The sequence below is a fragment of the Rhodobacter maritimus genome (assembly GCF_058747975.1).
The window spans coordinates 2,552,938-2,579,771 of the sequence record NZ_CM179095.1 but is presented as its reverse complement, the minus strand read 5'-3'; the positions used below and the strand labels follow the sequence as shown (position 1 = coordinate 2,579,771).

Genomic DNA, 26,834 nt, shown 5'->3' with positions numbered 1-26,834 from the left:
GCCTGACGCCCCGTTGCCCCGTGGGCGGCGGACCGCCGCCGGCTTCACCGTTCCGTGAACACCCAAGGCGTTGAAATAAAATGTCAAAAAACTCTCAAAAAGTGAAAGATTTACACAGTTATCGCAAACTGTGTGAAAAAATTTACAAAAAAATGCATGCGATAAAGGGGGTTACATGAAAACCGCGTTTTGGTTTACAATTCTCTCGGGTTGAACGCTTTCGGCATGGCCGGGGGCAATTCGCGGCCGGCGGCCGCTTGAATTTGAGGGAGGATCCATGATGGCCACTCAGGACCAGGCGGCAATGACGCCGGCACTGCGGGACGTTCCGACGGGGTATGACAAGGCACATGCCGATACGGCCAAGTATCGCGCGATGTATACGGAATCGATCCAGGATCCCGACACCTTCTGGGGCCGCGAGGGGAAGCGGCTGGACTGGATCACCCCCTATACCAAGGTCAAGGACACCGATTTCACCTATGGTCAGGTGTCGATCAAGTGGTTCGAGGACGGCGTGCTGAACGCAAGCGTCAACTGCATCGACCGCCACCTTGCCACGCGCGGCGAGCAGACGGCGATCATCTTCGAGCCCGATGATCCCGAAACCCCGGCCGAGCATATCACCTACCGCCAGCTCTCCGAGCGTGTGAACCGCATGGCGAACGTTCTGCTCAGCCAGGGCGTGATGCGTGGCGACCGCGTGGTGATCTACCTGCCGATGATCCCCGAGGCCGCCTATGCCATGCTGGCCTGCGCGCGGATCGGGGCGATCCATTCGATCGTCTTCGCGGGCTTTTCGCCGGACGCCCTGGCCAATCGCATCAACGACTCTGGCGCGAAGGTCGTCATCACCGCCGACACCGCTCCGCGCGGCGGCCGGCGCACGCCGCTGAAGGCCAATACCGATGCCGCGCTGTTGCACTGCTCGGACAAGGTCCGCTGCCTCGTGGTCCGGCATACAGGCGACCAGACCACCTGGATCCAGGGCCGCGACGTGGACGTGAAGGCGCTGATGGAACACGCGAGCCCCGAGTGCCCGCCCCGTCCGATGGGGGCCGAGGATCCGCTGTTCATCCTTTACACCTCTGGCTCGACCGGCAAGCCGAAGGGCGTCGTGCACACGACCGGCGGCTATCTTGTCTATGCCGCGATGACCCATCAATACACCTTCGATTATCAGGATGGCGACGTGTTCTGGTGCACGGCCGATGTGGGCTGGGTCACCGGGCATAGCTACATCATCTACGGCCCGCTCGCCAACGGCGCGACCACGGTGATGTTCGAGGGCGTTCCGACCTATCCCGATGCCGGCCGCTTCTGGGCCGTGTGCGAAAAACACAAGGTCACCCAGTTCTACACCGCGCCCACGGCGATCCGCTCGCTGATGGGGCAGGGGCCGGAATGGGTCGAGAAATACGATCTTTCAAACCTGCGCATCCTCGGTTCGGTCGGTGAGCCGATCAACCCCGAGGCCTGGGCCTGGTATGACAAGTTTGTCGGCAAGGGCACATGCCCCATCGTCGACACGTTCTGGCAGACCGAGACGGGTGGCCACATGATCACCCCCTTGCCCTATGCCACGCCGACCAAACCGGGCGCGGCCACGCTGCCCTTCTTCGGGGTGAAGCCGGTTGTGCTCGATCCGTCGACCGCCGTGCGCCAGGGCGAGACCGAGGCCGAGGGCGTGCTCTGCGTCTCGGACAGCTGGCCCGGGCAGATGCGCACCCTCTGGGGCGATCACGAGCGTTTCCAGGAGGCGTATTTCAGCCAATACAAGGGCTATTACTTCACCGGTGACGGCTGCCGCCGCGATACGGACGGCTATTACTGGATCACTGGCCGCGTCGATGACGTGATCAACGTCTCGGGGCACCGCATGGGCACCGCCGAGGTCGAAAGCGCGCTCGTAGCGCATTCCGCCGTAGCCGAAGCCGCCGTGGTGGGCTATCCGCACGAACTGAAGGGGCAGGGCATCTATGCCTATGTAACCCTGATGAACGATGTCGAACCCACCGACGCGCTGCGCAAGGAGCTGGAGACCTGGGTGCGCACCGAGATCGGCCCGATCGCCAAGCCCGACCTGATCCAGTGGTCGCCCGGCCTTCCCAAGACCCGTTCGGGCAAGATCATGCGCCGCATCCTGCGCAAGATCGCCGAGAACGACTATGGCGCGCTTGGCGATACCTCGACGCTGGCCGATCCCTCGGTGGTCGACGATCTGATCGCCAACCGCATGAATCGCGGCTGAGGGGTGGGGGAGTTCATGACAGATCCAGTGACCACAACCCCCGCCGTCCTGATCCTTCTCGGGCCTCCGGGCGCCGGGAAGGGGACGCAGGCCCGTATGCTCGAAGAGCAGTTCGGCCTGATCCAGCTTTCGACCGGCGATCTGCTGCGCGCGGCCGTTGCGGCGGGAACCCCCGCCGGCCTGGCCGCCAAGGCGGTGATGGAATCGGGCGGGCTTGTATCTGACGATATCGTGCTGGCGATCCTCAGGGACCGCATGGCCCAGCCCGATGTGGCGCGCGGCGTCATTCTTGACGGCTTCCCGCGCACCGCGGGTCAGGCTGCGGCGCTTGATACGCTGCTGCAGGAAACCGGGCAGAAGGTGACCGCCGCGGTCAGCCTGGAGGTCGATGACGAGGCAATGGTGAAGCGGGTTTCGGGCCGCTACACCTGTGCGGCCTGCGGCGAAGGCTATCACGACGAATTCAAGCAGCCCGCCGTGGCGGGCACTTGCGACAAATGTGGCGGCACGGCGTTCAAGCGCCGCGCCGACGACAATGCCGAAACGGCGCGTGCACGGCTTCAGGCCTATCACGCCGAAACGGCGCCGCTGATCGTGCATTATGATCGGTTGGGGGTTCTGGAGCGGATCGACGCGATGGGCAGCATCGAGGCGATCGCTACGGGGCTGGGTAAGGTCGTGTCGCGCGTATCCGCGACCTGATGGGGAGGGGCGGGGCCCATGCCGGGGCCCGTCTAAAGTTAAAAAAGGGAGTTACTCTCATGGCGGACAAATCTTCGTCCAATGCCTACTGGAAGGCCAACATCCGGACGATCCAGATCTTTCTGGTGATCTGGTTCGTGTGTTCCTTCGGGTTCGGCATCCTGCTGCGCCCGGTGCTTTCGGGCATTGGCATCGGCGGCACCGATCTGGGTTTCTGGTTTGCCCAGCAAGGGTCGATCCTCGTGTTCCTGGTTCTCATTTTCGCCTATGCGGCGCGGATGAACAAACTGGACCGTGAACACGGCGTGGAAGAATAAGGGAGAGCAGGGACAATGGATCAGTTTACCCTCAACCTGCTGGTGGTCGGCGCGACCTTCGCGCTTTACATCGGCATCGCGATCTGGGCCCGCGCGGGCTCGACCGCCGAGTTCTATGCCGCCGGCCGGGGCGTTCACCCCGTCATGAACGGCATGGCCACCGGCGCGGACTGGATGTCCGCCGCCTCGTTCATCTCGATGGCCGGCATCATCGCCTTTGGCGGCTATGACACCTCGGCCTACCTCATGGGCTGGACCGGGGGCTATGTGCTTCTGGCGATGCTTCTTGCGCCCTATCTGCGCAAGTTCGGCAAGTTCACCGTGCCGGAATTCATCGGCGACCGATTCTATTCACCGACCGCTCGGCTTGTTGCCGTTATCTGCCTGATCGTCGCCTCGGTGACCTATGTTATCGGCCAGATGACCGGCGTCGGCGTGGCGTTCTCGCGCTTCCTTGAAGTGTCGGGTATCCGTAATTCATGATTGTTTTGGGGTCAAATCGCTTTCGCGAAGAATCTCGGGAAGTGTTGACAGGAGCGTTCCGTAGCGCCCCTCATAGCGCGTAGGAACGCGCATATCATGCACTGTCGTCTCGAAGGCATGATCACGGCTCAACATCTTCTGGAAAGCTGGGCGAGCCGCAGCTTTCTTCTCCGGCCCTTCAGACAGCAGCACCTTCGCGCGTAGCGCTTCGAATGAGTATCCACGTCCGACCCGGTTGGTGGTGCGGATCAGATTGTTCAAGCTCTCTGTGTAGGCGTTGGTCGCGCGGCAATCGAAGTAGGCGAGGATTTCTTCTCGCCAGTTGCGCCACGCCCGCTCGAAGCCGCCGAACGCGCCTTTCATCTCTTGCGGCACGGACGACCGCCATTCTTCAAAAGCTGCATCGGCCTCATCGCGGGTCTTAGCGTCATAGATGCGATAGCCCGCTTCCTTGATTTCATAGGCCATGGCCAGCGCCGGATAGTTTTCCAACCAGCCAGACAGCATCATATGCTCCTTGCCATTCAGCCGGTGCTTGCGCTTCAGGATCAGGAAACGGTCGTTCACCAGTCCACGGCGCTCAGCGGGCGTGAGATCGGCCCGTAACGCCTTCCTGACGGTCTCACAGGCGGCATTCAGCATTCGCACCACATGGAACTTGTCAACGACGACTGTGGCGTTCGGGAGAACCGCAGCGGCGGCATCCCGATAGGGTCGCCACATATCAATCGTCACCAGCTCGATGTTGTTGCGGTGATCGAGCCGCGCAAGTCGGGTCGCGACAGTCTGCTTGTTCCTGTTCTCAAGGATGTCAAAGGCCGTCAGCTTTTCGACATTGGTGAGAACACAGCGCGGCTTGATGAGATGGATTTCATCTATGCCCAGCCATCGCGGCGTGGCAAAGCGCATGGCATCATACTTGCGCTGGACATACTCTGCGAAGACAAGACGGATCGTGCCTTCGGTCACGCCGACTTCTTCGGCCACACTGGAATTTGTCCGTCGCACGGCCTGCTCGCCGATCCAGTGGACGAGTCTATCGGTCATGCGGCGCTTTTCGTCCATGTGGGGCAGGTCTTCATAGAAGGTCTTGCCACAGTGTTTACAGCGCCAGCGGCGGGTTTCTACATAGATCGAAGATCGTTTACCAAGGCGCGGCAAATCCTTGATAACCTGCTCGCGCCGTCCGAAGCCGATAACGCCATATTTCCCACAATGCTGGCAGTGTGTCGTTTCACCGGAGAGCTTGGCATAGATGTGGAAGTCGTGATCTTCCTCAACCACGCGGATCAGATCGAAGTCATCGAGTTGCAGAAGGTCCATGCACGATCATGGCGGCTAGGGCCCGCCAATCCCCCAAAGTAAGGCGCTTGATCCGACAATCCCTGTCGAAAATTCAACGCCCGCCCCGCGCTTTTTCTTCACTCGGACAACATCTCTTTTATGCAATTTTCGAACCACTCAAAGCGCTCGGCATCCGGTGCTGTGCGAGGGCCGGGGCCATTTCTTGTTTCGCAGGCTTGAACTATCGCGTTCGCGTAGCGCGTTCTTTCTTCATAAACCTTCCAAGGATATAAAAGTATCGAAAGACCTACAACTATCAGATAAAACACCACGATACGTGCGAACCACCGCTCTCTATTTGGCGTGCCAACCAGGTACTCCAAAGCGTCTAAAGGCGAAGGTATCTGCTTCATTTTTGCAAACCATTAGCAATTATCATACGAACCTCACCCATTCACCGCCACTTTGATCGCGGTCAGTGCGGTGATATTCACCGTCCGATCTGCCTCCTTGTCCATCATCGCTCCTGTGGCGACATTGCGGACCTGACGGGCTGGTCGATCACGGGTTTCGAACTTTGCCAGCCCCGGAAGTGCAACCGCATTCCCAGCAACAAGCTGGGCTGAGATCGACGCGGTAACAGCGTCAAGCGCCTCTCCGGCTTGCGCTTTGCTGATGCCGCTCCGTTCCGCAATATCAGCGATCAAATCGGCTTTAGTGATGGGTTTTGTCATGAGTGTTGTTCTCCTCGTAATTTCACATTGACGGCCCGGAACTAGGCGCGGGTTTAGGCTTCGGTGTTGGTGCGTTCTTCGGTTGGCAGTCGATCAGGAAGTGCATCATCTCTGTTGCATCCTTATTCGTGTAGAACCGCACCATATTCTCGTTGAATTCTTGCGCTCTCTTCGCAGGCACCGAAATGGCGTCAAAGCCATGCGACATGAGAACGCCGTTCATCATGAAGCGCGACGTGCGCTTGTTTCCGTCGAAATAGAATTGCTGCAACGCCCCGAACAGGAAGAAGGCCATTCCGCGTTCGCGCGGATCGGCGACTTCGGCTTCAAGGGCTTGCACAGCATCGGCAAACAGCTTCTTGAGGTTTTTCGCGCCGGGTTCCGTAGGATGGGAAGGCACAAATTCGCCTTCATAGCCAAGACCGACGTGTGGTGTTATGTCTGTGAACTCACCCTCACCACGGAAATACCCCCATTCCAAGGGTTCCTCACGAGCGACGAGAGCATGGAGGCGATCAAAGGTTGCCTTGTCGAGCCGGAACGATCCCGCTTTGACCAGCGCGAACAGCTCCCTTCCGGCGGCGGCAAGGTTAAGAACTTGCTGTTCATCCGTCAGCTTGTGTCCACCAACCGTCACCCCGTCCAGAAGCGTTTTGACTTCGGGAAAGGTGAAAGGATTCCCTTCGAGAGAACTCGCGTCAAATACGAACTGCGCAAGCATCTGTTTGTAGCGAAAGATCGCGCGATCAACGGACGCAGGCACATCGGCAGGGACCGCTGAACGATCCCACCTGAACCCCAATTTTTCGAACAGTTGCATCCGCTCGCCCCTTGCCCAAAACAATCATGTATTGCGAATATTAATACACGCGCATCGGCAGCACTTCAATCATGAATTACGGATACCCGAAGTGTCGAACGCGACGGGCCTCTATATCGGTGCGGCGATCGTGTTCGCCTATGCCGTTCTCGGCGGCATGAAGGGCATCACCTACACCCAGGTGGCGCAATATGTCGTGCTGATCATCGCCTACACCATTCCGGCGATCTTCATCTCGCTGCAACTGACCGGCAACCCGCTTCCGCCGCTCGGCCTGTTCTCGAACGAGGTTCACACCGGCCAGCCGCTGTTGCAGACGCTGGAAGGTCTGGTCACGGATCTGGGCTTCAAATCCTACCTGAACCAGTCTGATACCACGCTCAACATGTTCCTGTTCACCATGTCGCTGATGATCGGGACGGCGGGCCTGCCGCACGTGATCGTGCGCTTCTTCACCGTGCCGAAAGTGGCGGATGCCCGTTCCTCGGCCGGCTGGGCGCTGGTGTTCATTGCGCTTCTCTACCTGACCGCTCCGGCGGTGGCCGCGATGGCGCGCATGAACCTGATCACCACCTTCTACCCCGAAGGCACCGCCTCGCAACCGCTGAGCGTGGCCGAAATCGAAGCGGGCGTGGACAGTCATGGCAACAACCTTGACTGGGTGAAAAACTGGGTCACGACAGGCCTCCTGACCGTTGAAGACAAAAACGGCGACGGACTGATCAACTATGTTGGCGACAAAGAGGCCAACGAACTGACCGTGAACAACGACATCATGGTTCTGGCCAACCCCGAGATTGCACAGCTTCCGGGCTGGGTGATCGCTCTGGTCGCTGCCGGTGGTCTTGCCGCCGCGCTGTCGACGGCGGCGGGTCTTCTGCTCGCGATCTCCTCGGCGGTGTCGCATGACCTTATCAAGGGTCAGCTCAACCCCGGCATCTCGGAGAAGGGCGAGCTTCTGGCAGCCCGGATCTCGATGGGTGTCGCTATCGCCGTGGCAACCTATCTGGGTCTGAACCCGCCCGGTTTCGCGGCGCAGACGGTGGCACTTGCCTTCGGTCTGGCGGCCTCGTCGATCTTCCCGGCGCTGATGATGGGCATCTTCTCGAAGCGCATCAACAACAAGGGCGCCGTGGCCGGCATGCTTGCAGGTCTGATCGTCACGATCATCTACATCTTCCTGCACAAGGGCTGGTTCTTCGTTCCGGACACCAACTCGTTCACGGATGCGGATCCGCTGCTGCTGTCGATCAAGTCGACCTCGTTCGGTGCGGTCGGTGCCCTGATCAACTTCGTGGTGGCCTATGTCGTGTCGAGCGCGACCGAAGAGCCGCCGGTCGAAGTTCAGGAACTGGTCGAGTCGATCCGCGTGCCGAAAGGTGCGGGCGCCGCGACGGGCCACTAAGATCTGTTTCGGGGCGGATGCGCTTGACGCGCACCTGCCCCGGACTGACAACAGGGGGCGCCCCGTCCAGGGGCGCCAACCCGACCAACGGAGGACAAGATGGATCCGGACCTGCAGGCAATCGTCACATTTCTGGAATCCGTCCATCCCTATGACAGTCTGCCGCGGGACGAACTGGTGCGGGTCGCCGGTTTCTTCAGCCGCAGGGACGTGCCAGCCGAAACGCAGGTCTACGACATCGCGGATTCGCTCGAGGGGCTTTACCTGATCATGCAGGGCGGGGTCGAGGTGCTTGACCGCAACGGCGCCCTCGTCTCGCTTCTGTCGGCGCGCAACAGCTTTGGAGAGCGCGGGCTGCTGCGCGACGGGCTGGCCGTTACCCGTGCGCGGACCAAGACCGACAGCGTCCTTCTGGTGCTGCCCGTCGACGAATTCCAGCGGCTCCTCAATGATTCACCGCCCTTTGCACGTTTCTTCAACCGCAGCCGCAGCACCGAGGCGCGCAACCCTGATATCGCAACGCTCAAGGTCTCGGACCTTATTGCCCGCAAGCCGCTGGACTGCGCCCCGGACACCAGCGTGGCCGAGGTGGCGCGGCAGATGCGCGATGATCATGTCTCGTCGCTTGGCGTGACGCAGGACGACAAGCTGCTGGGGATCGTCACGGTGCGCGACCTGTCGAACAAGGTGCTGGCCGCCGGCCTTGACCCGCGCACGCCAGTCCGTTCCGTGATGACGCCCGATCCGGTCTCTCTGCCGCCATCGGCGCTCGGCTCGGACATCCTGCATATCATGCTCGAGCGCCGCATCGGCCACCTGCCGATCGTCGAGAATGGCCGTTTCGTGGGCATGATCACGCAGACCGACCTGACTCGGTTCCAGGCCGTCAGCTCGGCCGTGCTGATCCGCGACATCGTCGGCTCGGACAGCGTGGCCGAACTTGCGGCGGTCACGGCGCGGATCCCGCAGCTTCTGGTGCAACTGGTCGGCGGCAATCACAGCCACGAGGTCGTGACCCGCTTGATCACCGATATCGCCGATGCTGTAACCCGCCGCCTGCTGGCCATGGCCGAGGCAAGGCTTGGCCCCCCGCCGGTTCCCTACCTGTGGCTTGCCTGTGGCAGCCAGGGGCGGCAGGAACAGACCGGGGTGTCCGATCAGGACAACTGCCTGCTGCTGGACGATGCCGTTACCCCCGGCGATATGTCCTATTTCCAACAGTTGGCGAAATTCGTGTCCGATGGGCTGAACGCCTGCGGATATGTCTATTGCCCCGGCGACATGATGGCCACGGCCGAGCGGTGGTGCCAGCCGATGCGCGTCTGGCGCGAGTATTTCCGGGGCTGGATCAACAAGCCCTCGCCCGAGGCGCAGATGCTGGCCTCGGTCATGTTCGACCTGCGCCCGATCGGGGGCAACGCCGTCGGACTGTTTCAGGACTTGCAGGCCGAAACGCTTGAGAACGCGTCGCGCAACTCGATCTTCGTGGCGCATATGATCGCCAACAGCCTCAAGCATACGCCGCCGCTGGGGCTGATCCGGGGCTTTGCCACGATCCGCTCGGGCGAGCATCGCAACCATATCGACATGAAGCATAACGGGGTGGTTCCGGTCACCGATCTGGCACGGGTCTATGCGTTGCAGGGGCGGCTGACGGCGGCCAATACCCGTGCGCGGCTTCTGGCGGCAGAGGATGCCGGGGTGATCTCGGCCTCGGGCGCGCGCGATCTGGTCGAGGCCTATGACCTGATCGCCACGATGCGGCTGGAAAACCAGCTGCATCTGGTGAAATCGGGGCGCAAGCCGGACAATTACCTCGCGCCCTCGGATCTGTCGGATTTCGAACGCTCGCATCTGCGCGATGCGTTCGTGGTGGTGCGCACGATGCAATCGGCGCTGGGGCATGGCAAAGGGGCGGTGACGTGACGAATGACCTGATTTCCATGCTGGCCGCGGGCATCCTGGCCGCCTGCGTCGCCTTTGCCTTTGGTCATTTCTGGCGCCGGACCAGCGGCCGCAGGCTGCCAAAATGGGTGCTGCCGGCCGCGGCGGGCGCGGCGATGATCGGCTATTCGATCTGGAACGAATATTCCTGGTATGGCCGGGTCACGCGGGCACTGCCCGAAACCGTGGCGGTGGTGCACACGGTCGAGGAAAGCGCGCCCTGGCGGCCTTGGACCTATATCGCCCCGATGAAGTCGCGTTTCCTGGCCATCGACCGGGCCGAGACGCATCGCCTTGCCGCAAACGACGATCTGGTCACGGCGCGGATCCTTGCGGTTCAGCGCTGGACACCGATGCGCAGCGTGCCGGTCGTGTTCGATTGTGCCGCCGGCGCGCGCGCCGATCTGATCGGGGGTGCTGCAATGGACGAAGCCGGAAACCTTACCGGGGCGGAATGGATTCCGGTTGGACTGACTGATGAGGGACTCAAGGCCGCCTGCAACGGAGGATGAGCATGGCCGACGGGGGGAGGAAACACCGCGTTCTTATCGTGGAGGATGAGGACAATATCGCCATCGCGCTGGATTACCTGATGTCGCGCGAGGGCTACGATCACGACCGGATCGCCAATGGCGCAGAGGCCATCGGCGCGATCCGCAGGACGCATCCCGATCTGGTGCTGCTTGACGTGATGCTGCCCGAGGTTTCGGGCTACGAGATCTGTCAGGAGGTGCGCGCCGACGACAGCCTGCGCGACGTGAAGATCCTGATGATGACGGCGCGCGGTTCCGCGCTCGAGCGGCGCAAGGGGCTGGCGCTCGGGGCGGACGGGTTCATCGCCAAGCCGTTCGAACTCAAGGAGTTGCGCGAAGAGGTGCAGCGGCTCTTGCAGCATGCCGGGGGCGCGGCATGATCAGGCGCCTGAGCCTGCGGCTGCGGGTTTTTTTGTTCTTCGCCGCCCTTGCGGTGGGCAATGTCGCGGCCCTTGGGGTCGGGCTTTATCTTGGGTATCATAGGCTTGGCGATCCCAATGTCCTTAACGCCTTTGTCATCGGCGGGTTGATCGCGGGCTTCGTGATCCTGGGGCTGGTGACATGGGTCTGGTTCCTCTTCGACGAAAACGTGGCCAAGCCTATCGAGCGGCTGGCGGGGGGAATGCGCGCGCGCAGCCATGCCGAGGTTGCCTCGGAGATCGACGAGGCACCCGCGCGCTATCTGGGGGATCTGGCGCCCGCGGCGGTGGCCGTGACGCGCAACCTTGCCGAAACGCGCAACGCCCTGGCCGAGGCGGTGGCGCGCGAAACCACCCGTCTCGCGCAAGAGAAGGAGCGGCTTGAGGCGCTCTTGTCCGATGTGCCGGTGGGGGTTTTGCTGTGTTCGCCCGACCATCAGTTGGTGTTCTACAACGGCCATGCCGTCGACCTTCTGGGCGGGATCGACGCGGGCTATGCGCCGGGGCTTGACCGGCGGGTCTTCGACTATCTGCACGCCGCCCCGATCCGGCATGCCTATGCCCGCCTTCTGGAAACCGACGATCCCGATGCGGCCTCGGACCTGCTTTGCGCCACCAAGGGCGAGGCGAAGGTGCTGGCCGCGCGGATGCGCCTTCTTGCCGAGGGGGCCGAGCATCATCTGCACGAACGCCCCGGCTATGTGCTGACGCTGCGCGATGTGACGGGCGATCTGGCCTCCCATGCCGAGCAGGCCGCGCTGATCGACGAATTGTTCGACCGCGTGCGCCGCCCGGCGGCCAATCTTCAGACGGTGCTTGGCGTCGTGTCCGAAACCGGCGGCACGGTGCCCGAGGCGCTTGACCGTGCGATGATGGCCGAGGTCCGCTCTCTCGCCCGCTCGGTGACCGAGCTGGCCGCGCGCCATGATGCGGCGCGGGCGAACTGGTGGCCGCTGTCGATGGTGCGCGCCTCTGACCTGGCCGAGGCGACCCGCGCGCGCGCCGAAACCGAAGGTGTCGCGCTGCGCGTCTCGGTCGAGCCGCTGATCCTGCGCTGCGACGGTTTCGAGATCGTGGCGCTGACCTCGGCGCTGATCGGGCATCTGGCGCCGGGGCGCGACGATTTCGGCCTGGCGATCACCGCCGACGGGCCCGGCGCGCTTGTCGCGCTGGACTGGCGCGGTGCGCCGCCCCCGGTCTCCGAGCTTGACCGCTGGATCGCCGGGCCGCTCGAGGTCGGGCTGGCCGATGTGACGGGGCGACGGGTGCTGTCGACCCATGCAACCGAAATCTGGCCCGAAACCCTGCCCGACGGGCGCGCGCGCCTGTGCCTGCCGCTGCGCGAGGCGCGGGGTGCCGCCAAGCGCCCGCCGCCGGTGCCGCGCGCGGTGGTCTATGATTTCGACCTGCTCTCGAAGGTCCGCAACCCCGAGGTCGTCAGCGCGAAACTGTCCGATCTGGTCTATGTCGTCTTCGACACCGAAACCACGGGCCTTTTGCCCTCCGAGGGCGATGAGATCGTGCAGATCGCGGCGGTGCGCATCGTCAACGGCCGCCGGGTCGACAAGGAAGTCTTCGACACGCTGGTCAATCCGGGGCGCAAGATCCCGCCCGCCTCGACCGAGGTGCACGGCATCTCGGATGCGATGGTGGTCGATGCGCCCGACATCGCCGAGATCGGGCGGCGGTTCCACCAGTTCGCCGAAGGCGCGGTGCTTGTGGCGCACAACGCGCCCTTCGACATGGAGTTCCTGCGCCGCAAGGAAGGCGTGATCGGCAAGACCTTCGATCACCCGATCCTGGACACGGTGCTGTTGTCGGCGGTGGTCTTCGGGCAAAGCGAAACCCACAGCCTCGATGCGCTGACCCATCGGCTGGGTATCACGATCCCCGAAGAGGCCCGCCACACCGCGATCGGCGACACGGTCGCCACGGCGGATGCGTTTCTCAAGCTCCTGCCGGCCCTGCGCGCGCGCGGGATCGAGACCTTCGGCGATGTCATCGCCGAGGTGAAGAAGCACGGCCGCCTTCTGAAGGATCTGAACGGCTAGGCGGGCAGGATCGCCAGAACCGCCTCGGGCGGGCGGCCGATCGCGGCCGCACTGTCGGTGAGGACCAGCGGGCGTTCGATCAGCGCGGGGTTGCGCAGCAGCGCGTCGAGGATCTGCCCGCTATCGGCATCCTTCGCCAGGCCGCTGTCTTTCCGGCGCAGAAGCGCCGAGGCCGGCTGCCCCAGAAGCGCAAGCGCCGCCTCAAGCTCGGCCCGGTCCGGCGGGTCTTGCAGGTAAAGCCGGATTTCGGGCTGCAAGCCCCGTGCCTGCAACAGCGCCAGCGTTTCACGCGATTTCGTGCAGCGCGGATTGTGCCAGATCGTCAAAGCCATCTGTCGCGCCCCGTCCCGACCGCCTCGGCCACATGGGAAAACCCGTCGCGCGCCAGAAGGTCGTCCAGCCCGCGCGCGATATCGGCGGCCAGCGACAGCCCGTGAAAGACCATCGCGGTATAGAACTGCACGGCCGAGGCGCCCGCGCGGATCTTTTCATAGGCCTGTTCCGCGTTCGAGATGCCCCCCACGCCGATCAGCGGTAGCCGCCCCTCGGTCAGGCGCGACAGTTGCGCAAGGATCCGGGTGGATTTCTCGAACAGCGGGGCGCCGGACAGTCCGCCCGCCTCGGTGCGATGGGCACTTGCAAGGCCGTCCCGGGCCAGCGTGGTGTTGGTGGCGATCACCGCGTCGATGCCCGATGTCAGGGCCACCTCGGCCAGATCCTCAAGCTCGGCCGCCCCAAGATCCGGCGCGATCTTGAGAAAGACCGGAACCCGCCGGGCCAGCCCCGCGCGCGTCTCGATCACCCCGCGCAGCAGCGCGCCAAGCGCCTCCTTGCCCTGAAGGTCGCGCAGCCTCTCGGTATTGGGCGAGGATACGTTTACCGTTGCGAAATCCACATGCGGCCCCGCGACGGCCAGCACGCGGGCGAAATCGGCCGCGCGGTCCGCGCTGTCTTTGTTGGCCCCGAGGTTGAGGCCCACCGGAATGCCCGGCGGGCGTGCGGCCAGCCGCGCGGTGATGGCCTCGACACCGTCGTTGTTAAAGCCGAAGCGGTTGATGGCCGCGCGATCCTCGGTCAGGCGAAAAAGGCGCGGGCGCGGGTTTCCCGGCTGCGGGCGCGGCGTCGCGGCACCCAGCTCGACAAAGCCGAACCCGGCGCGCATAAGGGCCGCGACGGCGGTGGCGTTCTTGTCGAAACCCGCGGCAAGCCCGACCGGGTTGTGCAGGCTCAGCCCCGCCAGATCGGTCGTAAGCCGGGGCGAGCTGACCGGGCCAGGCAGGGGGGCAAAGCCCGAATGCAGCGCGCGCAGCGACAGGCCATGCGCCAGCTCGGGGTCGAGGCGGTGCATGACCGCCAGGGTGGTGCGTTCAAGCAGGCTCACAGCGGGGCCTCCGGAAAGATGTGCCCGGTTGCGCCAAGGGGCAGGGACTTGTCCCAGACCACCTCGGAGAGTTTCAGCCGGCGGTAGAGATGGGGAAACAACGCCCCCCCGCGCGAAGGTTCCCATTTCAGGGCGGGGCCAAGTGTCTCGGCCTGGGCCGCCACCAGAACCAGATCGCTTTCGGTCGCAAAGTGCCTGGCGGCGGTTTCGGTGACCTGCGCTCCGGTCGAGAAATGGATGAACCCGTCCTCCAGATCGACCGGCGCGCCCGCAGTTTCACCTGCGGCGCGGAAAGCGTCCCATTCGGGGCGACGGAATATCTTGTAGATCAGCATGAAACCTCACATGCCCTTTGCCTGCCCGCCGGTCAATCCCGTGCGTGCATGCGCCGACATCCCATTGTCATGACAGCCCTTTAACACCCGCAGGCGAGACGAGCTTTGACTCCTGCGGCCAGTCGCCGCAATCTGAACCCAGTCTGTTTGAACCGGAGGTCCCTCATGAAAACCCGTTTCCTTGCCTCGGCGGCCGTTCTGGCGCTGTCGGCCGGCACGGCGTCCGCCGACTACACGCTTCATGTGCTGCATATCAACGACATGCACAGCCGGATCGAATCCATCAACAAATACGATTCGACCTGCGATGCCGAAACCGAAGCCAAGGGCGAATGTTTCGGCGGCGTCGCGCGCGTTGCCACCAAGATCAACGAACTGCGCGACCAGCTGCGCGCCGACGGACAGAACGTGCTTGTTCTGGATGCGGGCGACCAGTTCCAGGGCTCTCTGTTCTACACGACCTACAAGGGGGCAGAGGTCGCGGAGTTCATGAACAAGATCGGGTTCGACGCCATGGCGGTCGGCAACCACGAATTCGACGATGGCCCCGAGGGGCTGGCGGGCCTGATCGACAAGGTCGAATTCCCGGTGGTTTCGGGCAACCTCGATCTCAGCCAGTCGAATCTGCTCAAGGACAAGGTGACGAAGCGCACCGTTCTCGATGTGGGCGGGCAGAAGATCGGCATCATTTCGGCGCTTGCGACGGATACGGTCGATACCTCGTCGCCGGGCCCCGCGGTGCTGTTCCAGGACGAAATCGAAAGCCTGCGCGCGGATGTCGAGGCGCTGACCGCCGAGGGGGTCAACAAGATCATCGCCGTGACCCATGTCGGCTATAACAAGGATCAGGAGATCGCCGCCTCGGTGCCGGGGGTGGACGCAGTCGTGGGGGGGCATTCGCACACCTTCCTGTCCGCCAGCGACCCCGACCGCCATGGCCCCTATCCGACCTGGGTCGATGCCGAAGGAACGATGGTTCCCGTGGTTCAGGCCTATGCCTATTCCAAGTATCTCGGCCATCTGGAGCTGACCTTCGACGACGAGGGCAACCTGAAATTCGCCGACGGGGACACGATCGTGCTGGATGCCAGCGTGACCCCCGATCCCGAGATCGCCGCCCGCGTGGCCGAGATGGGGGCCCCCATCGAAGAGCTGAAGAACAAGGTCGTGGCCGAAAGCACGGCCGAGATCGACGGCTCGCGCGATACCTGCCGGCAGGTGGAATGCGCAATGGGCAATCTTGTGGCCGATGCGATTCTTGACCGGGTGAAGGATCAGGGCGTGAGCATCGCCATCCAGAACGGCGGCGGGTTGCGTTCCTCCATCGACGCGGGGCCGGTGACCATGGGCGAAGTGCTGAGCGTGCTGCCGTTCCAGAACACGCTTTCCACCTTTGAGGCGAAAGGCTCGGTCGTGGTGGCCGCGCTTGAAAACGGCGCAAGCCAGATCGAGGACGGTGCCGGGCGCTTCACCCAGGTTGCGGGGCTGAAATACACCTTCGATCCGGCGCAGCCCCCCGGAAGCCGCGTTTCGGACGTGATGGTGATGGAGGGCGATGCCTGGGTGCCGATCGAGGCCGACAAGACCTATGGCGTCGTCACCAACAACTATGTCCGCCAGGGCGGCGACGGGTATCGGATGTTCGCCTCGGAGGCGATGAACGCCTATGACTACGGCCCCGACCTTGCGGATGTGACGGCCGAGTATATGGCGAAGATCGGCCCCTATACCCCGGCGCTGGATGGCCGGATCACCCGCAAATGAACGCGGAACGGGCGGCGCAAACGCGCCGCCCGCCCTTTGATCGCAGAGATTGAGGGATTTTTCGTCCGGTCCGATGGACGATCAGGGATGGGGCGAAGCGCTTGCGCTTCGCCCCGATTGCGGCTTATAGGAGGGGGACGCGGGTGTAGCTCAATGGTAGAGCAGCAGCCTTCCAAGCTGAATACGTGGGTTCGATTCCCATCACCCGCTCCAACCCATCCTCATTTCGTCAGGATAAGCTTGCCCGCCCGCGTGATGCGCAGCGTGTAGACCTGACCGTTCAGCAGGATATGTGCGGTATTGCCGCCCCCCGTCAGCGCTTCGGCATCATGTGCGGGAAGCGATTGCGAGAGGGTCTGCGGCGAAAAGCTCTGCGGGATGGTCATGACGCCCTCTCGATACGGTCGAGGACAAGTTCGATGCCCTGGCCATGCGCGGCCATGCCCGAGCAGAGCGCCTGCACGATGTCGCGCAGTGTAATCGGCGGTTCAGTCAGTCTGTCACTGGCCCGGGCAGTGGGGCCGGGCAAGGGGATGGCTTTCATATCCGGTCTCCTGTTGGCGTTCGGGCTGGTCCGAGGACTGGCGGTGAACGTAATCTGACCAAAAAACTCACCTATGTAAATACCGATTCTTTTAATCGGAAATAACCTTACCGGTAATATATTGATTTTATTATTGAAAACGGGGCGCAAAACGGATTGGGTGCCGTTGATTTCGAGAACGGCCGTCGGTTTTCGGTGCTGGATAATGGCCGGGTTGGGGCAACTGGGGGTCAGCCCTGTCCCCCGGCCACGGTCAGCCCAAGCAGGCGCCATACCTGCATGCCGCCACGATACCAGAAGATCCGTTCGGCCGGGTAACCTGCCGCGATCATCGCGCGAATGGCGGTCGGGGATTGGCCGCACCAGATGCCGTTGCAGAACAACGCGACATCGCGCGCCTGCGCACAATCCCAGCCGTCGAAGTCGATCTCGCAGCCGAGCTCGGCCAGATGATCGGTCATCTCGGTATAGGGCATCGAAACGGCGCCGGGGATCGTGCCGCCCTGAAACCACTCGGGCGTGCGGCTGTCGACCACGATGGCCTCGGGATCGGCAAGCATGTCCAGAAGTTCCAGCTCTCCGATCGTACTGACACCTTCGGCGACATGCATCGGCTGGATGCAGAAATCGGGGCAGGGGCGTGAGGTGCGCGCCCATTCCCCCGACAGTTCGTGTGTAGGATCCTGAATGCGAGAGATCTCGGCGGGGCCGCTCTCGGTCTGGATCGTGACCGACTTCATGTCATGAGTGATGCCGACAGGCATGTCCTCGGCAACGGCTGGGCCGCATGACAGGCCAAGGACCAGGACGAAAAAGTGCGGGCGCATGGACGTTCCTCCTTCCGGTTTGAACCGAAAGGCTGACTTTGCCCTGTTACCCGCGATGGGGCAAGCTGTCCGGGTTACTCGCGCGCGTCGGCCAGACGCATGCCGCCAAGCCGTGCCGCGATCCGCTCGAACGCGGCGCCGACAACGGTGGTGTTGAGATCGTTATCCACCAGATTGGTCTGGATGGTGCTGCCACCCCAGCTGTACGGATTGGCGGCGAACCAGGCGTGACGTTCGACGAAGGGCAGGCGTTCCATCATCTGGATCGCTGCCATCGCGAAGGCGGCGTTCTGTGCCCGGGTGGTCTTGCCCGGATTGCTCCAGTCGACCATGCCGAACTCGGTTACCCAGATCGGGCGGCGGTATTCCGCATGCACGGTGCGCAGCCACCGCTCGAACGTGGCCACGTCTCCGTCGGGGGAATAATAGTGCACCGCCATGAAATCCACCCGCAGGCCGCGCGCCGCGACCTGGTCCATGAAGCGACGCTGCCACGAATTCTTGCCAAGAGTGCCTTCGCGCGTGGTGGCCGGGCTGCCCAGACGCAGGCCATGGGCCTGCAGCTTCGGCCAAAGCGCCACTGCCTTCTCGACCGTGATATTGGTCTGGCCTTGCGCTTTGCCATCGGGTTCGTTGAATCCCAGAAGCGCGCGTACCGGCAGGTCCGAACGGATCCGGTCGTTCACATTCTTCGCACCATGGATCATCGGCACGAACTCGACCGAGCGCTGAAGATTGCCGCGATGATGGATCTGATCGCTGCGCCAGTTGTAATACCAGCCCAGACGTTCACCCCGTTCGACCCATTCCAGCATGGTCAGCGCGGGGTTTTCCCATGCGCCGATTCCCACCTTCTGGGCATGGGCCGAAGTCGCCAGCAGCATAAGGATCACACCTGCAAGAAGCCTGTAGAGCATCTTAACCTCCGATATCGCTTCGGCAATAACGGCAGATCAAGGGACAAATAAGGCGCGAATGCGGCCAACTCATGCAATTGGGGATTGTGCCCCGGGGCCGCGGGCAGGCGTTCAGAGCAGTAGCGCTGCCACGAAGCAGACGACGTTTGCCGCGATCAGGCAAGCCACGGCAAGCGAACCGAGATCCTTGGCGTCACGTGCAAATTCGGCCCAGTCGGGTGAGACGTGATCGACCAGGCATTCGATGGCGGTGTTCAGCGCCTCGATGGCGATAAGCGCCAGGTTCAGAACGACAAATCCCGCCACCCAGGCAGGGCTGGCGCCGAATGCGACCAAAAGGCCGATCCCCACGGCCGAAAACAGAAGCTCATGCCTGAATGCGGTTTCACGCCACAGCCTGCGCAGGCCGCCAATGGAATAGCTTCCCGCCGCGAAAAGATGCCCCAGCCCGGAAACACGTCCAGGCGGTTTGCGCGGCATTTCCGTTTCGGTTTCGGCCATATTGTCGATTTTCCGCATTCGGCTGATGTCCTGAAAATGGCCCGCCCTTCATTGCGCAACGGATGGGAAATGTCCATCGCGGATGGATCGGCCGCAACCGCGACCGGCGCTTGTTTCCCTGCGATGCGGGGCGGTTTTTCAGTCCGATCCGGGGCATTGCCAATATGGGATAGTCAAGCCGCAAGGCAGGCAGAATAGTTGATTCAATCATAAAACACAGGGAGACAAGACATGATCAGGAATCAGACTCCGCCATCCTTGTTGCGGATGAACCGCCGTAGCCTGCTGAAGCGCGGGGGGCTTGCTCTTGCCGGCGGCCTTGCGGCCCCGGCTATCCTTCCGCGCAGCGCTTTCGCCCAGACCCGGACCATCAAGATCGGTGGCGCGGTACCGCTTTCGGGCCCGGTTGCCTATTGGGGCCAGTCCACCATGCAGGGCTTTGTCGATGGCGCCGCCGTCATCAACGAGGCCGGTGGCGTCATGGTCAATGGCGAACCCCACATGATCGAAGTCATCAACTACGACACCAAGGGCGAGGTGGCCGATTCCCGCGCAGCGACCATGCGCCTGGTCGAGCAGGACGGCGTCAAGTTCGTCTACAGCCAGGCCGCCGCAAGCACGGTCGGCATGCTTCAGGTGACCGAACCGGCGGGCGTGCTGTCCATCGTGGCCTGCTGGGGCTATCTGGAGCTGTTCGGCAAGGACTATCCGCTGCATTTCCGGGCAGAGATGTCAGATTACGAGCAGGGCTTCGCCTATATCCCCTACATGCAGGAGAAATACGGCAAGGACGCGCTGAAGTCGGCGGCCTTCATCGGACCCGACGACCAGGATGGCATCGACTGCCACTTCTCTTACGAGCGGTTGATGGACTACTACGGGATCGAGAAGAAATCGGTCGAGTATTTCAACTGGGAAGACACGGATTTCTATCCGATCGTCGCCAAGACCATCCGCGACACGCCCGATTTCATCGTCACCAGCCCTTCGCCGCCGGGTATTACCGCAAGCATCATCAAGGCCGCGCGCGAGCTTGGCTACAAGGGGCCTATCGCTTCGCCTGCCGCTTCCGAGACGCAGACCATCCTCGAAGTGGCGGGGGAACACGCGACCGACGTGATTCTGCCGGTGACCAATGTGGACCCGTCCAGTGAAACGCAAACCGCCATCCGGGACCGTTTCATGGAGCGTTTCGGCACGTTCAACGCATTGGCCGGCAACTATTCGTGGTGGATCTATGCGCTCAAGGCCGGGATCGAGATGGCGGGCACCGCCGAGGATACAGCCGCCGTCGCCGAGGCCCTCGCGCAGGTCGAGCTTGAGGACAGCTATGTCGGCAAGGTGAAATGGGCGGGCGAGAACTCTTTCGGGGTCAATCGCCAGGGCGTCTATGACTGCTTCACCACGACGATCGACAACGGCGTCGCCACGCTTGCGGATGTCCGCTTCCCCAGCCTGCCCGACGATTACTGATCGCGGGGCGGGCACTGAAGGGACGGTGCCTCGGGCATCGTCCCGTCTTTTCCCAACCTTTTTGCGTGCGCACGGCCCCTTGTGGCCGGGTGCGCCGGCACTGCAGCCCCAAGTGGAGAGCCCTTGATATGAGCGAACTTTTGCAGATGGGACTGACCGGGTTCAATCTGGGCCTGATGTATGCGCTGATCGCCATCGGTCTTACGCTGATCTTCGGTGTCATGCGGATCATCCAGTATGCCCATGGCGAGATGTTCATGCTGGGCGCTTTCACGCTGTATTACTGGAATGCCGAATTCGGCCTGCCTTACTGGCCCGGTGTCGCGGTCAGCGCAGTCGTCATCTTCCTGTTCGGTGCGTTTCTCCAGATTGTTCTGTTTCGCCGGCTGCACGGCAAGAATATCCTCTATTCGCTGGCGGTGTCGCTCGGGCTTGTGCTCATCATCTCGAGCAGCGGGCAGATCCTGTTCGGCACCACCGTCAAGGGTATCCCGAGTGCGGTCAGCGGCGGGGTGCTGTTCGCGGGCACTTACCTGTCTTACGAACGCATGGTGATTTCGGCGGTATCGGCGGCGCTGATCCTGGCGCTGTGGTTCTTTCTGCGCTTTACCACCACGGGCCTTGCGATCCGCGCCGTGGCCGAAGACCCGGACACCAGCGCGCTTCAGGGCATCCGCACCAGTCGCATTCACTGGATCGCCTTCGGCCTGGGCAGCTCGATGGCCGCGATCGCGGGCTGCATGATGGGAACGCTTCTGTCGATCGTGCCGACGATGGGATTTCTTGCGACGATCAAGGCTTTCATGATCGTGATTATGGGCGGATTGGGCAGCGTGTTGGGGGCGGTCGTCGGCGGGCTGATCCTTGGCATGATCGACAGCGTCGTGACCACCACCATCAGCAGCGACATCGCGCTTATCCTCAGCTTCGTGGTGATCTTCCTCGTTCTTGTGTTCCGGCCATCGGGCCTGTTCGGCCAGCACTGGGACTAGCCCTGAAACCGCCGGCACCCCGGCCCCCGTCAAGAAAAACAGTGGAATGTGAAGATGGAGCACCCTGATCGACCCCGGAAGATTGCATGGCTGGCACTGTTTGCCGTCGCGCTGTTTGTTCCGGTCCTTGTCGGCTTTGACAAATACATGATCCATGTGGCGATCACCATCAGCCTCAACGTCGCGCTTGCCACAAGTATGTGGATGATCTGGTCGCTTGGCTTCATCTCTTTCGCCCATGCCGGGTTCATGGGGATCGGGGCCTATACATCGGCCCTCCTGCTGACCAAGCTGGGGCTTTCGATGTGGTATGGGCTGTGGATCGGGGCCCTTGTTTCCGGCGCCATCGCGCTTGCCATCAGCGTTCCGCTGATGCGCACGCGTGCGGTCTATTTCTTCATGGCAAGCTGGGCCGTCGGCGAGGTGATCAAGCGCAACTTCGCCTATTTCCGTGATCTGTTCGGTGGCTGGGACGGTATCTTCGACATTCGCGCGCCGAAGCTTGACCTGGGCTTCCTGCAGGTCGATTTCGCCAATCGCGTCGCTTATTACTATCTGGCGCTGTTCTTCGTGACGCTGATCGTGCTGATCATCTATCGCATGAACAACTCGCGCACCGGGATGATCTACTGGAGCATTCACGAGAACGAGCTTCTGGCCCAGCATACCGGCATCGACGTGTTTCGCCAGAAGGTCATCGCCTTCACCATCGCCTGTACGCTGGCCGGGCTGACGGGCGCGCTTTATGCCCATTACCAAACCTATATCAGCCCTAAATCCTTCGATATCTGGAAATCGGAATTCGCGCTTGTCCATGTCATCGTCGGCGGGCTGACAACGGTAGGGGGGCCTGTGGCAGGGGCGATCAGCCTGACCGTCGTGGACGAGTTGTTGCGCGCAACAGGCTATTTCCGCACGATTTTCTTCGGTGTCGTTCTGATTGCATCGGTCGTGCTGCTGCCCGGCGGGCTTGAGACCATTCCGCAGCGGCTGCGCAATCTCTTTCAACGTTCGGGTAAATAGGAGGCTTGGCGGTGCATCAGCTTGAAGTGACCGACCTGACGATGAAATTCGGTGGCGTCACCGCCATCGACGGGTTGAACCTGACGGTGAATGAAAACGACATTCGCGGGCTTATCGGGCCGAACGGCGCGGGCAAGACCACGTTGTTCAACGCCTGTAGCGGGCGTTACCCGATCACCAGCGGAGAAATTCGGTTCCGCGGCCACAAGATCAGCGGGCTGAAACCGCATGAGATCGCGCGCCTCGGCCTGGTGCGGACCTTCCAGCACGTGACGCTGTTCAAGAAGTTCTCGGTGCTCAAGAACGTGATGGCCGGCAACTACCTGCATTCGGGGCACGACTATCTGGGTGCGCTTTTCGGCACCCGCAAGACCCGCGAGGCGGAGGCGGGTAGCGAAAGGCGCGCGCGCGAGATCCTTGAATTCGTGGGCCTTGGTGGCATTGCCGACAAAGAGGCCGCAAGCCTTCCGCACGGGCACCAAAAAGCCCTTGGCATCGCCATCGCCCTTGCGGCCGAGCCGCATATGCTGCTGTTGGACGAACCCTGCGCGGGCATGAACAACGAGGAATCCCGCGCCATGATCGACCTTGTGCGCCGCATCCGGGAAACCGGTATCTCGGTCATGCTGATCGAGCATGACATGAAGGTCGTGATGGGCCTTTGCGACAACATCACGGTTCTGAACTTTGGTAACAAGATCGCGGAAGGCACGCCCGAAGCGATACGCAACGATACCGGCGTGCGCGAGGCCTATCTGGGGAGCCATGCCCATGTTGCTTGAGGTCGACAAACTCCATCTGCATTACGGCAAGGTCGAGGCGGTCAAGGGCGTAACCGTCAAGCTTGAGCAGGGAGAGGTCATCACCCTGATCGGGGCCAATGGCGCGGGGAAAAGCTCGATCCTCAAGGCAATTTCCGGACTGGTGCGGCCAAGCTCGGGTGAGATCCGCTATAACGGCAAGCGCATCGACAAGACTGCGCCCAACGACATCGTCGGTATGGGGATCGTGCACGTTCCCGAGGGAAGGCGGTTGTTCAAGCTTATGACCGTGCGCGAGAATTTGCGCCTTGGGGCCTATCTCAACAAGGACAGGGCCGCGATCCACCAGGGGATCGAGGATGTGTTCGATCGGTTCCCGATTCTGCGCGAGAAGCAGAACGAAATGGCCGGCCGCCTGAGCGGTGGGCAACAACAGATGGTGGCGATGGGCAGGGCGCTGATGGCGCGTCCGAAGGTGCTCTTGATGGATGAGCCCTCGCTGGGACTTGCGCCGATCATGATCGATCAGATCGCCGAACTGATCGTGTCTCTGCGGGATTCAGGCTTGTCGATCATCCTGGTCGAACAGAACGCCAATCTTGCGCTGACCCTGTCCAACCACGGCTATGTCCTGGAAACAGGCTCCATTGCGCTGCACGGCCCCTCGGCCGAATTGCTGGAAAACCCCGAGGTGGCCAAGGCCTATCTGGGGGCCTGAGCGGACAGATATCGGCAACTTGCAAACAAGAGAGAGACCATGCAGACGCCAATAGATCCCGCACCGAGCCGACCGCGCGAAGATTTCGTCATGCTGGGCTATGTCGATCTCGACGGGCTGATCCGGGGAAAATACGTCTCGCGCCAGAAGTTCGAGTCGATCTGCAAGAAGGGCGGGGCTTTCTGTTCGGTCGTTCTAGGCTGGGACGCGCGTGATGGGCTTTATGAGAACGCCTATACCGGCTGGTTCAACGGCTTTCCCGATGACGACCTGCGCGTGGTGCCGCAATCGCGCCGCACCCTGGCCGAGGACGGGCGGGATTTCCACCTGCTGGAATTCGCGGGCGACGGGCGCAGGATCTGCGCCCGTCGCCTGGCCGGCCGCATGATCGACAAGGCGGCCGAAGCCGGGTTTTCGGCCATGGCAGGGTTCGAATACGAACTCTTCGTGTTTCACGAAACCCCGGCTTCGGCGATGGCGAAGGGGTATCGCAACCTCACGCCGTTGTCACCGACCACGGGGGGCTATTCGGTGCTGCGCAGCGCGGCCAACCCCTGGCTTTTTGATGGCCTGATGGGGCTAGCCGATACGCTTGAAACGCCGCTTGAGGGTATTCACCCGGAGGCAGGCGAAGGCGCGATGGAATTCGCGCTTGCGCCTTGCGAAGCGCTGGAGGCCGCCGACAGGGCGGTGGTGTTCAAGACCTTCAGCAAGGCGTGGGGACAGCGCAGCGGGGTGATGCTGTGCTACATGGCCAAGCCCATCGCGGGGCTTCCGGGATGTGGCGGGCATCTGCATCTGTCGCTGCGCAAGGCGGGCGCCTCGGCCTTCCTGGACCCGGCTGCGGAGGATGGTCTTTCGATGACCGCGCGGCATTTCATCGGCGGACAGCAGCGCTACATGCCCGAGCTTCTGGCGCTGATTGCGCCGACGATAAATTCCTTCACCCGCCTTGCTCCGGGCTACTGGGCCCCGACCGCGGCGACATGGGGGTTTGACAACCGCACCTGTTCGCTGCGCGTGATCGGGGACAGTGATGCCTCCTTGCGGGTGGAATACCGTCCGGCCGCGGCCGATGCGAACCCCTATCTCGTGCTGGCGGCGGCGCTTGCCTCGGGCCTTGCGGGGGTTCGTGACGGGATCGAACCGACCGCTCCCACCCGCGACAATGCCTATGCGGCTGACCACCCCGAAGCGCTGCAATTCCCGACATCGCTGCGCGAGGCCGCCGCAAGGTTGCGCAGTTCGGCCATGGCGCGCGAGTGGTTCGGCGATCCGTTTGTCGAACATTACGCCGCCAGCCGCGAAGCCGAAGAGGCAGCCTGCCGGGCCGCCGTGTCGGATTGGGAACTGCACCGCTATTTCGAGATGATCTGACAGGTCGCGCCACAGGAGGAGACCCGCCGATGCCATACGAATTGTCTGCCCATTGGACCTATCCCACCGCGATCCATGCGGGGGCGGGCAAGATCGGCGAGTTGCCCCGGCACTGTGCGGCACTCGGGCTGCGCCGCCCGCTGGTGGTGACGGACCGGGGCCTTGCCGGGCTTCCGATGATTTCTGTGGCCCTTGCGGCAATGTCACAAGCCGGGATCACGGCCGCATTGTTCAGCGACGTGCAGGGCAATCCGACGGACAGCAATCTTGAAGCGGGTATCGCGGCCTTCCGGGCCGGCGGGCATGACGGGATCGTCGCGTTCGGCGGGGGTTCGGCGATGGATGTGGGCAAGCTGATCGCGCTGATGGCGCGCCAGACCATTCCGGTCTGGGATCTGGAGGATATCGGCGACTGGTGGACGCGGGCGGATGCCACGGCGATCTATTCGGTGATCGCCGTGCCGACCACGGCGGGGACAGGATCGGAGGTCGGGCGGGCCGCGGTTCTGACGCGCAGCGCCGACGCGGTGAAGAAGATCATCTTCCATCCCCGGATGCTGCCTTCGGTCGTGATCGGCGACCCGGAGCTTGCCGTGGGTCTTCCCGCCGCGCTGACTGCGGCAACCGGGATGGATGCCTTCACTCACAGCTTCGAGACCTATTGTGTCGAGCGTTTTCACCCAATGGCAGACGGAATTGCGCTGGAAAGCATGCGGCTGATCAAGGAAAACCTTCCCCGCGCCTGTGCCGACGGGGCGGATCTTGACGCGCGGATGAAGATGTTCGTCGCGGCGATGATGGGCGGTGTCGCTTTCCAGAAGGGACTGGGGGCGGTGCATTCGATCGCCCACCCCCTGGGGGCGATCCATGACATCCAGCACGGTCTCGCCAACGCTGTGATCCTGCCCTATGTCGTGTGCTTCAACCGGCCCGTGATCGAGGCCAAAGTTGCAAAGATTGCACATAGCATGGAAATCGAAGGTGGTTTCGACGGCTTTCTGCAATGGTTGCTGGAGTTTCGCGAAATTCTGGGGATTCCGCATCGTCTGGCCGATCTTGGCCTGACGGCGGCGGATGCAGATGAGATTGCGGCCAAGGCGCTGGTCGATCCCTCGACTGCGTCGAACCCGCGCAGGATGGATGTGGAAGATTTTCGCCGTGTCTATCTGGCGGCGGTTCGGGGTGATCTGGACCTGGCCTGATCCGGTCCCGCTATTGACAGAAAGGAACACCATGCCGACACAGGAAGACCGTTGCCGTGCCAGACGCCCCGCTGGG

The 26,834-nt window shown here is 62.5% G+C and carries 26 protein-coding genes, 1 tRNA gene and 2 pseudogenes; 18 read left to right on the top strand and 11 right to left on the bottom strand.

Translation table 11 applies throughout. The features are described from left to right. The first annotated feature begins 304 nt into the window (after positions 1 to 304). The 4 genes and pseudogenes from acs to AC4PTO_RS13075 form a co-directional block, all read left to right on the top strand. A complete protein-coding gene (gene acs / locus AC4PTO_RS13090; protein WP_492733618.1) occupies positions 305 to 2,251 on the top strand; it encodes an acetate--CoA ligase in 1,947 nt (648 codons plus the stop codon). Between the two features lie 15 nt (positions 2,252 to 2,266). After that, on the top strand, positions 2,267 to 2,953 hold the full coding sequence (locus AC4PTO_RS13085; RefSeq protein ID WP_492729135.1) for an adenylate kinase: 687 nt from the start codon (positions 2,267 to 2,269) through the stop codon (positions 2,951 to 2,953). A gap of 59 nt (positions 2,954 to 3,012) precedes the next feature. After that, entirely contained in the window at positions 3,013 to 3,270 is a 258-nt protein-coding gene (locus tag AC4PTO_RS13080) for a DUF4212 domain-containing protein (RefSeq protein WP_492729133.1), read from the top strand. Positions 3,271 to 3,285: 15 nt separating this feature from the next. Next, a pseudogene (locus tag AC4PTO_RS13075) lies at positions 3,286 to 3,735 on the top strand (sodium:solute symporter family transporter); the annotation flags it as partial. Between the two features lie 12 nt (positions 3,736 to 3,747). Here AC4PTO_RS13075 and AC4PTO_RS13070 read toward each other — a convergent pair. The 3 genes from AC4PTO_RS13070 to AC4PTO_RS13060 form a co-directional block, all read right to left on the bottom strand. Then, positions 3,748 to 5,076 carry an ISL3 family transposase gene (locus AC4PTO_RS13070; protein ID WP_492729132.1) on the bottom strand — a complete coding sequence of 443 codons (1,329 nt, stop codon included), beginning with the start codon at positions 5,074 to 5,076 and terminating at the stop codon, positions 3,748 to 3,750. A gap of 407 nt (positions 5,077 to 5,483) precedes the next feature. Further along, entirely contained in the window at positions 5,484 to 5,771 is a 288-nt protein-coding gene (locus AC4PTO_RS13065) for an HU family DNA-binding protein (protein ID WP_492729130.1), read from the bottom strand. 22 nt (positions 5,772 to 5,793) lie between these two features. Further along, positions 5,794 to 6,591: a Fic family protein gene (locus AC4PTO_RS13060; protein WP_492729128.1), complete on the bottom strand. Its 798-nt coding sequence runs from the start codon at positions 6,589 to 6,591 to the stop codon at positions 5,794 to 5,796. 79 nt (positions 6,592 to 6,670) lie between these two features. On the opposite strand from AC4PTO_RS13060, the pseudogene AC4PTO_RS13055 reads away from it, so the two are divergent. The 5 genes and pseudogenes from AC4PTO_RS13055 to AC4PTO_RS13035 all read left to right on the top strand — a co-directional run. Next, positions 6,671 to 7,996 (top strand): annotated as a pseudogene (locus tag AC4PTO_RS13055) (VC_2705 family sodium/solute symporter); the annotation flags it as partial. A 99-nt stretch (positions 7,997 to 8,095) separates the two neighbouring features. Beyond that, positions 8,096 to 9,922, top strand: coding sequence for a putative nucleotidyltransferase substrate binding domain-containing protein (locus tag AC4PTO_RS13050; protein WP_492729126.1), 1,827 nt, complete (start codon positions 8,096 to 8,098; stop codon positions 9,920 to 9,922). Continuing rightward, positions 9,919 to 10,452 carry a hypothetical protein gene (locus tag AC4PTO_RS13045; RefSeq protein ID WP_492729125.1) on the top strand — a complete coding sequence of 178 codons (534 nt, stop codon included), beginning with the start codon at positions 9,919 to 9,921 and terminating at the stop codon, positions 10,450 to 10,452. The genes AC4PTO_RS13050 and AC4PTO_RS13045 overlap by 4 nt, the downstream gene beginning before the upstream one ends. Before the next feature lie 2 nt (positions 10,453 to 10,454). Next, a complete protein-coding gene (locus AC4PTO_RS13040; RefSeq protein WP_492729123.1) occupies positions 10,455 to 10,853 on the top strand; it encodes a response regulator transcription factor in 399 nt (132 codons plus the stop codon). Beyond that, positions 10,850 to 12,943, top strand: coding sequence for a 3'-5' exonuclease (locus AC4PTO_RS13035; protein ID WP_492729121.1), 2,094 nt, complete (start codon positions 10,850 to 10,852; stop codon positions 12,941 to 12,943). Before AC4PTO_RS13040 ends, AC4PTO_RS13035 begins: the two co-directional genes overlap by 4 nt. On the opposite strand, the gene arsC is transcribed toward AC4PTO_RS13035, so the two are convergent. From arsC to AC4PTO_RS13020, 3 genes are read right to left on the bottom strand one after another with little or no spacing between them, the layout of a single operon-like run. Then, positions 12,940 to 13,275 (bottom strand): arsenate reductase (glutaredoxin), encoded by a 336-nt coding sequence (gene arsC / locus AC4PTO_RS13030; protein WP_492729119.1) that lies wholly within the window; start codon positions 13,273 to 13,275, stop codon positions 12,940 to 12,942. The two genes, AC4PTO_RS13035 and arsC, sit on opposite strands and share 4 nt — an antisense overlap. Then, entirely contained in the window at positions 13,266 to 14,324 is a 1,059-nt protein-coding gene (locus tag AC4PTO_RS13025) for a quinone-dependent dihydroorotate dehydrogenase (RefSeq protein ID WP_492729118.1), read from the bottom strand. Before AC4PTO_RS13025 ends, arsC begins: the two co-directional genes overlap by 10 nt. After that, positions 14,321 to 14,659, bottom strand: a complete 339-nt coding sequence (locus AC4PTO_RS13020; protein ID WP_492729116.1) for a DUF952 domain-containing protein — start codon at positions 14,657 to 14,659, stop codon at positions 14,321 to 14,323. The genes AC4PTO_RS13025 and AC4PTO_RS13020 overlap by 4 nt, the downstream gene beginning before the upstream one ends. Positions 14,660 to 14,824: 165 nt before the next feature. Here AC4PTO_RS13020 and AC4PTO_RS13015 point away from each other — a divergent pair, with 165 nt between their 5' ends. Next, the gene (locus AC4PTO_RS13015) at positions 14,825 to 16,423 is read left to right on the top strand and encodes a bifunctional metallophosphatase/5'-nucleotidase (protein ID WP_492729114.1); all 1,599 of its coding nucleotides are present in this window, start codon (positions 14,825 to 14,827) and stop codon (positions 16,421 to 16,423) included. 139 nt (positions 16,424 to 16,562) lie between these two features. Next, positions 16,563 to 16,636, top strand: a tRNA-Gly gene (locus tag AC4PTO_RS13010). An 8-nt stretch (positions 16,637 to 16,644) separates the two neighbouring features. Here AC4PTO_RS13010 and hemP read toward each other — a convergent pair. The 5 genes from hemP to AC4PTO_RS12985 form a co-directional block, all read right to left on the bottom strand. Beyond that, on the bottom strand, positions 16,645 to 16,809 hold the full coding sequence (gene hemP / locus AC4PTO_RS13005) for a hemin uptake protein HemP (RefSeq protein WP_492729112.1): 165 nt from the start codon (positions 16,807 to 16,809) through the stop codon (positions 16,645 to 16,647). Next, a complete protein-coding gene (locus tag AC4PTO_RS13000) occupies positions 16,806 to 16,967 on the bottom strand; it encodes a hypothetical protein (RefSeq protein WP_492729110.1) in 162 nt (53 codons plus the stop codon). Before AC4PTO_RS13000 ends, hemP begins: the two co-directional genes overlap by 4 nt. Before the next feature lie 230 nt (positions 16,968 to 17,197). Then, positions 17,198 to 17,794: a rhodanese-like domain-containing protein gene (locus tag AC4PTO_RS12995; protein ID WP_492729108.1), complete on the bottom strand. Its 597-nt coding sequence runs from the start codon at positions 17,792 to 17,794 to the stop codon at positions 17,198 to 17,200. 74 nt (positions 17,795 to 17,868) lie between these two features. After that, entirely contained in the window at positions 17,869 to 18,711 is an 843-nt protein-coding gene (locus tag AC4PTO_RS12990; protein ID WP_492729106.1) for a glycosyl hydrolase, read from the bottom strand. A gap of 111 nt (positions 18,712 to 18,822) precedes the next feature. After that, entirely contained in the window at positions 18,823 to 19,230 is a 408-nt protein-coding gene (locus AC4PTO_RS12985) for a diacylglycerol kinase (RefSeq protein WP_492729105.1), read from the bottom strand. 213 nt (positions 19,231 to 19,443) lie between these two features. Between AC4PTO_RS12985 and AC4PTO_RS12980 the strand changes: the two genes are divergently transcribed. From AC4PTO_RS12980 to AC4PTO_RS12950, 7 genes are all read left to right on the top strand, one after another. Further along, the gene (locus AC4PTO_RS12980; protein ID WP_492729103.1) at positions 19,444 to 20,685 is read left to right on the top strand and encodes an ABC transporter substrate-binding protein; all 1,242 of its coding nucleotides are present in this window, start codon (positions 19,444 to 19,446) and stop codon (positions 20,683 to 20,685) included. Between the two features lie 128 nt (positions 20,686 to 20,813). Further along, positions 20,814 to 21,677: a branched-chain amino acid ABC transporter permease gene (locus AC4PTO_RS12975; RefSeq protein ID WP_492729102.1), complete on the top strand. Its 864-nt coding sequence runs from the start codon at positions 20,814 to 20,816 to the stop codon at positions 21,675 to 21,677. Positions 21,678 to 21,731: 54 nt separating this feature from the next. Further along, on the top strand, positions 21,732 to 22,700 hold the full coding sequence (locus tag AC4PTO_RS12970; RefSeq protein ID WP_492729101.1) for a branched-chain amino acid ABC transporter permease: 969 nt from the start codon (positions 21,732 to 21,734) through the stop codon (positions 22,698 to 22,700). An 11-nt stretch (positions 22,701 to 22,711) separates the two neighbouring features. Beyond that, positions 22,712 to 23,482, top strand: coding sequence for an ABC transporter ATP-binding protein (locus AC4PTO_RS12965; RefSeq protein WP_492729100.1), 771 nt, complete (start codon positions 22,712 to 22,714; stop codon positions 23,480 to 23,482). Next, complete coding sequence (locus AC4PTO_RS12960; protein WP_492729098.1) at positions 23,466 to 24,179, top strand: ABC transporter ATP-binding protein; 714 nt, start codon at positions 23,466 to 23,468, stop codon at positions 24,177 to 24,179. The genes AC4PTO_RS12965 and AC4PTO_RS12960 overlap by 17 nt, the downstream gene beginning before the upstream one ends. Before the next feature lie 39 nt (positions 24,180 to 24,218). Then, entirely contained in the window at positions 24,219 to 25,556 is a 1,338-nt protein-coding gene (locus AC4PTO_RS12955; protein ID WP_492729097.1) for a glutamine synthetase family protein, read from the top strand. Positions 25,557 to 25,585: 29 nt separating this feature from the next. Further along, positions 25,586 to 26,758 carry an iron-containing alcohol dehydrogenase gene (locus AC4PTO_RS12950; RefSeq protein ID WP_492729096.1) on the top strand — a complete coding sequence of 391 codons (1,173 nt, stop codon included), beginning with the start codon at positions 25,586 to 25,588 and terminating at the stop codon, positions 26,756 to 26,758. The last annotated feature ends 76 nt before the right edge of the window (positions 26,759 to 26,834 follow it).

Coding starts and splice junctions, on each gene's coding strand:
- acs (WP_492733618.1), top strand. CDS start 305: ATGACGCCGGCACTGCGGGACGTTCCGACGGGGTATGACAAGGCACAT.
- AC4PTO_RS13085 (WP_492729135.1), top strand. CDS start 2,267: ATGACAGATCCAGTGACCACAACCCCCGCCGTCCTGATCCTTCTCGGG.
- AC4PTO_RS13080 (WP_492729133.1), top strand. CDS start 3,013: ATGGCGGACAAATCTTCGTCCAATGCCTACTGGAAGGCCAACATCCGG.
- AC4PTO_RS13070 (WP_492729132.1), bottom strand. CDS start 5,076: ATGGACCTTCTGCAACTCGATGACTTCGATCTGATCCGCGTGGTTGAG.
- AC4PTO_RS13065 (WP_492729130.1), bottom strand. CDS start 5,771: ATGACAAAACCCATCACTAAAGCCGATTTGATCGCTGATATTGCGGAA.
- AC4PTO_RS13060 (WP_492729128.1), bottom strand. CDS start 6,591: ATGCAACTGTTCGAAAAATTGGGGTTCAGGTGGGATCGTTCAGCGGTC.
- AC4PTO_RS13050 (WP_492729126.1), top strand. CDS start 8,096: ATGGATCCGGACCTGCAGGCAATCGTCACATTTCTGGAATCCGTCCAT.
- AC4PTO_RS13040 (WP_492729123.1), top strand. CDS start 10,455: ATGGCCGACGGGGGGAGGAAACACCGCGTTCTTATCGTGGAGGATGAG.
- AC4PTO_RS13035 (WP_492729121.1), top strand. CDS start 10,850: ATGATCAGGCGCCTGAGCCTGCGGCTGCGGGTTTTTTTGTTCTTCGCC.
- arsC (WP_492729119.1), bottom strand. CDS start 13,275: ATGGCTTTGACGATCTGGCACAATCCGCGCTGCACGAAATCGCGTGAA.
- AC4PTO_RS13020 (WP_492729116.1), bottom strand. CDS start 14,659: ATGCTGATCTACAAGATATTCCGTCGCCCCGAATGGGACGCTTTCCGC.
- AC4PTO_RS13015 (WP_492729114.1), top strand. CDS start 14,825: ATGAAAACCCGTTTCCTTGCCTCGGCGGCCGTTCTGGCGCTGTCGGCC.
- hemP (WP_492729112.1), bottom strand. CDS start 16,809: ATGACCATCCCGCAGAGCTTTTCGCCGCAGACCCTCTCGCAATCGCTT.
- AC4PTO_RS13000 (WP_492729110.1), bottom strand. CDS start 16,967: ATGAAAGCCATCCCCTTGCCCGGCCCCACTGCCCGGGCCAGTGACAGA.
- AC4PTO_RS12995 (WP_492729108.1), bottom strand. CDS start 17,794: ATGCGCCCGCACTTTTTCGTCCTGGTCCTTGGCCTGTCATGCGGCCCA.
- AC4PTO_RS12990 (WP_492729106.1), bottom strand. CDS start 18,711: ATGCTCTACAGGCTTCTTGCAGGTGTGATCCTTATGCTGCTGGCGACT.
- AC4PTO_RS12985 (WP_492729105.1), bottom strand. CDS start 19,230: ATGCGGAAAATCGACAATATGGCCGAAACCGAAACGGAAATGCCGCGC.
- AC4PTO_RS12980 (WP_492729103.1), top strand. CDS start 19,444: ATGATCAGGAATCAGACTCCGCCATCCTTGTTGCGGATGAACCGCCGT.
- AC4PTO_RS12975 (WP_492729102.1), top strand. CDS start 20,814: ATGAGCGAACTTTTGCAGATGGGACTGACCGGGTTCAATCTGGGCCTG.
- AC4PTO_RS12970 (WP_492729101.1), top strand. CDS start 21,732: ATGGAGCACCCTGATCGACCCCGGAAGATTGCATGGCTGGCACTGTTT.
- AC4PTO_RS12960 (WP_492729098.1), top strand. CDS start 23,466: ATGCCCATGTTGCTTGAGGTCGACAAACTCCATCTGCATTACGGCAAG.
- AC4PTO_RS12955 (WP_492729097.1), top strand. CDS start 24,219: ATGCAGACGCCAATAGATCCCGCACCGAGCCGACCGCGCGAAGATTTC.
- AC4PTO_RS12950 (WP_492729096.1), top strand. CDS start 25,586: ATGCCATACGAATTGTCTGCCCATTGGACCTATCCCACCGCGATCCAT.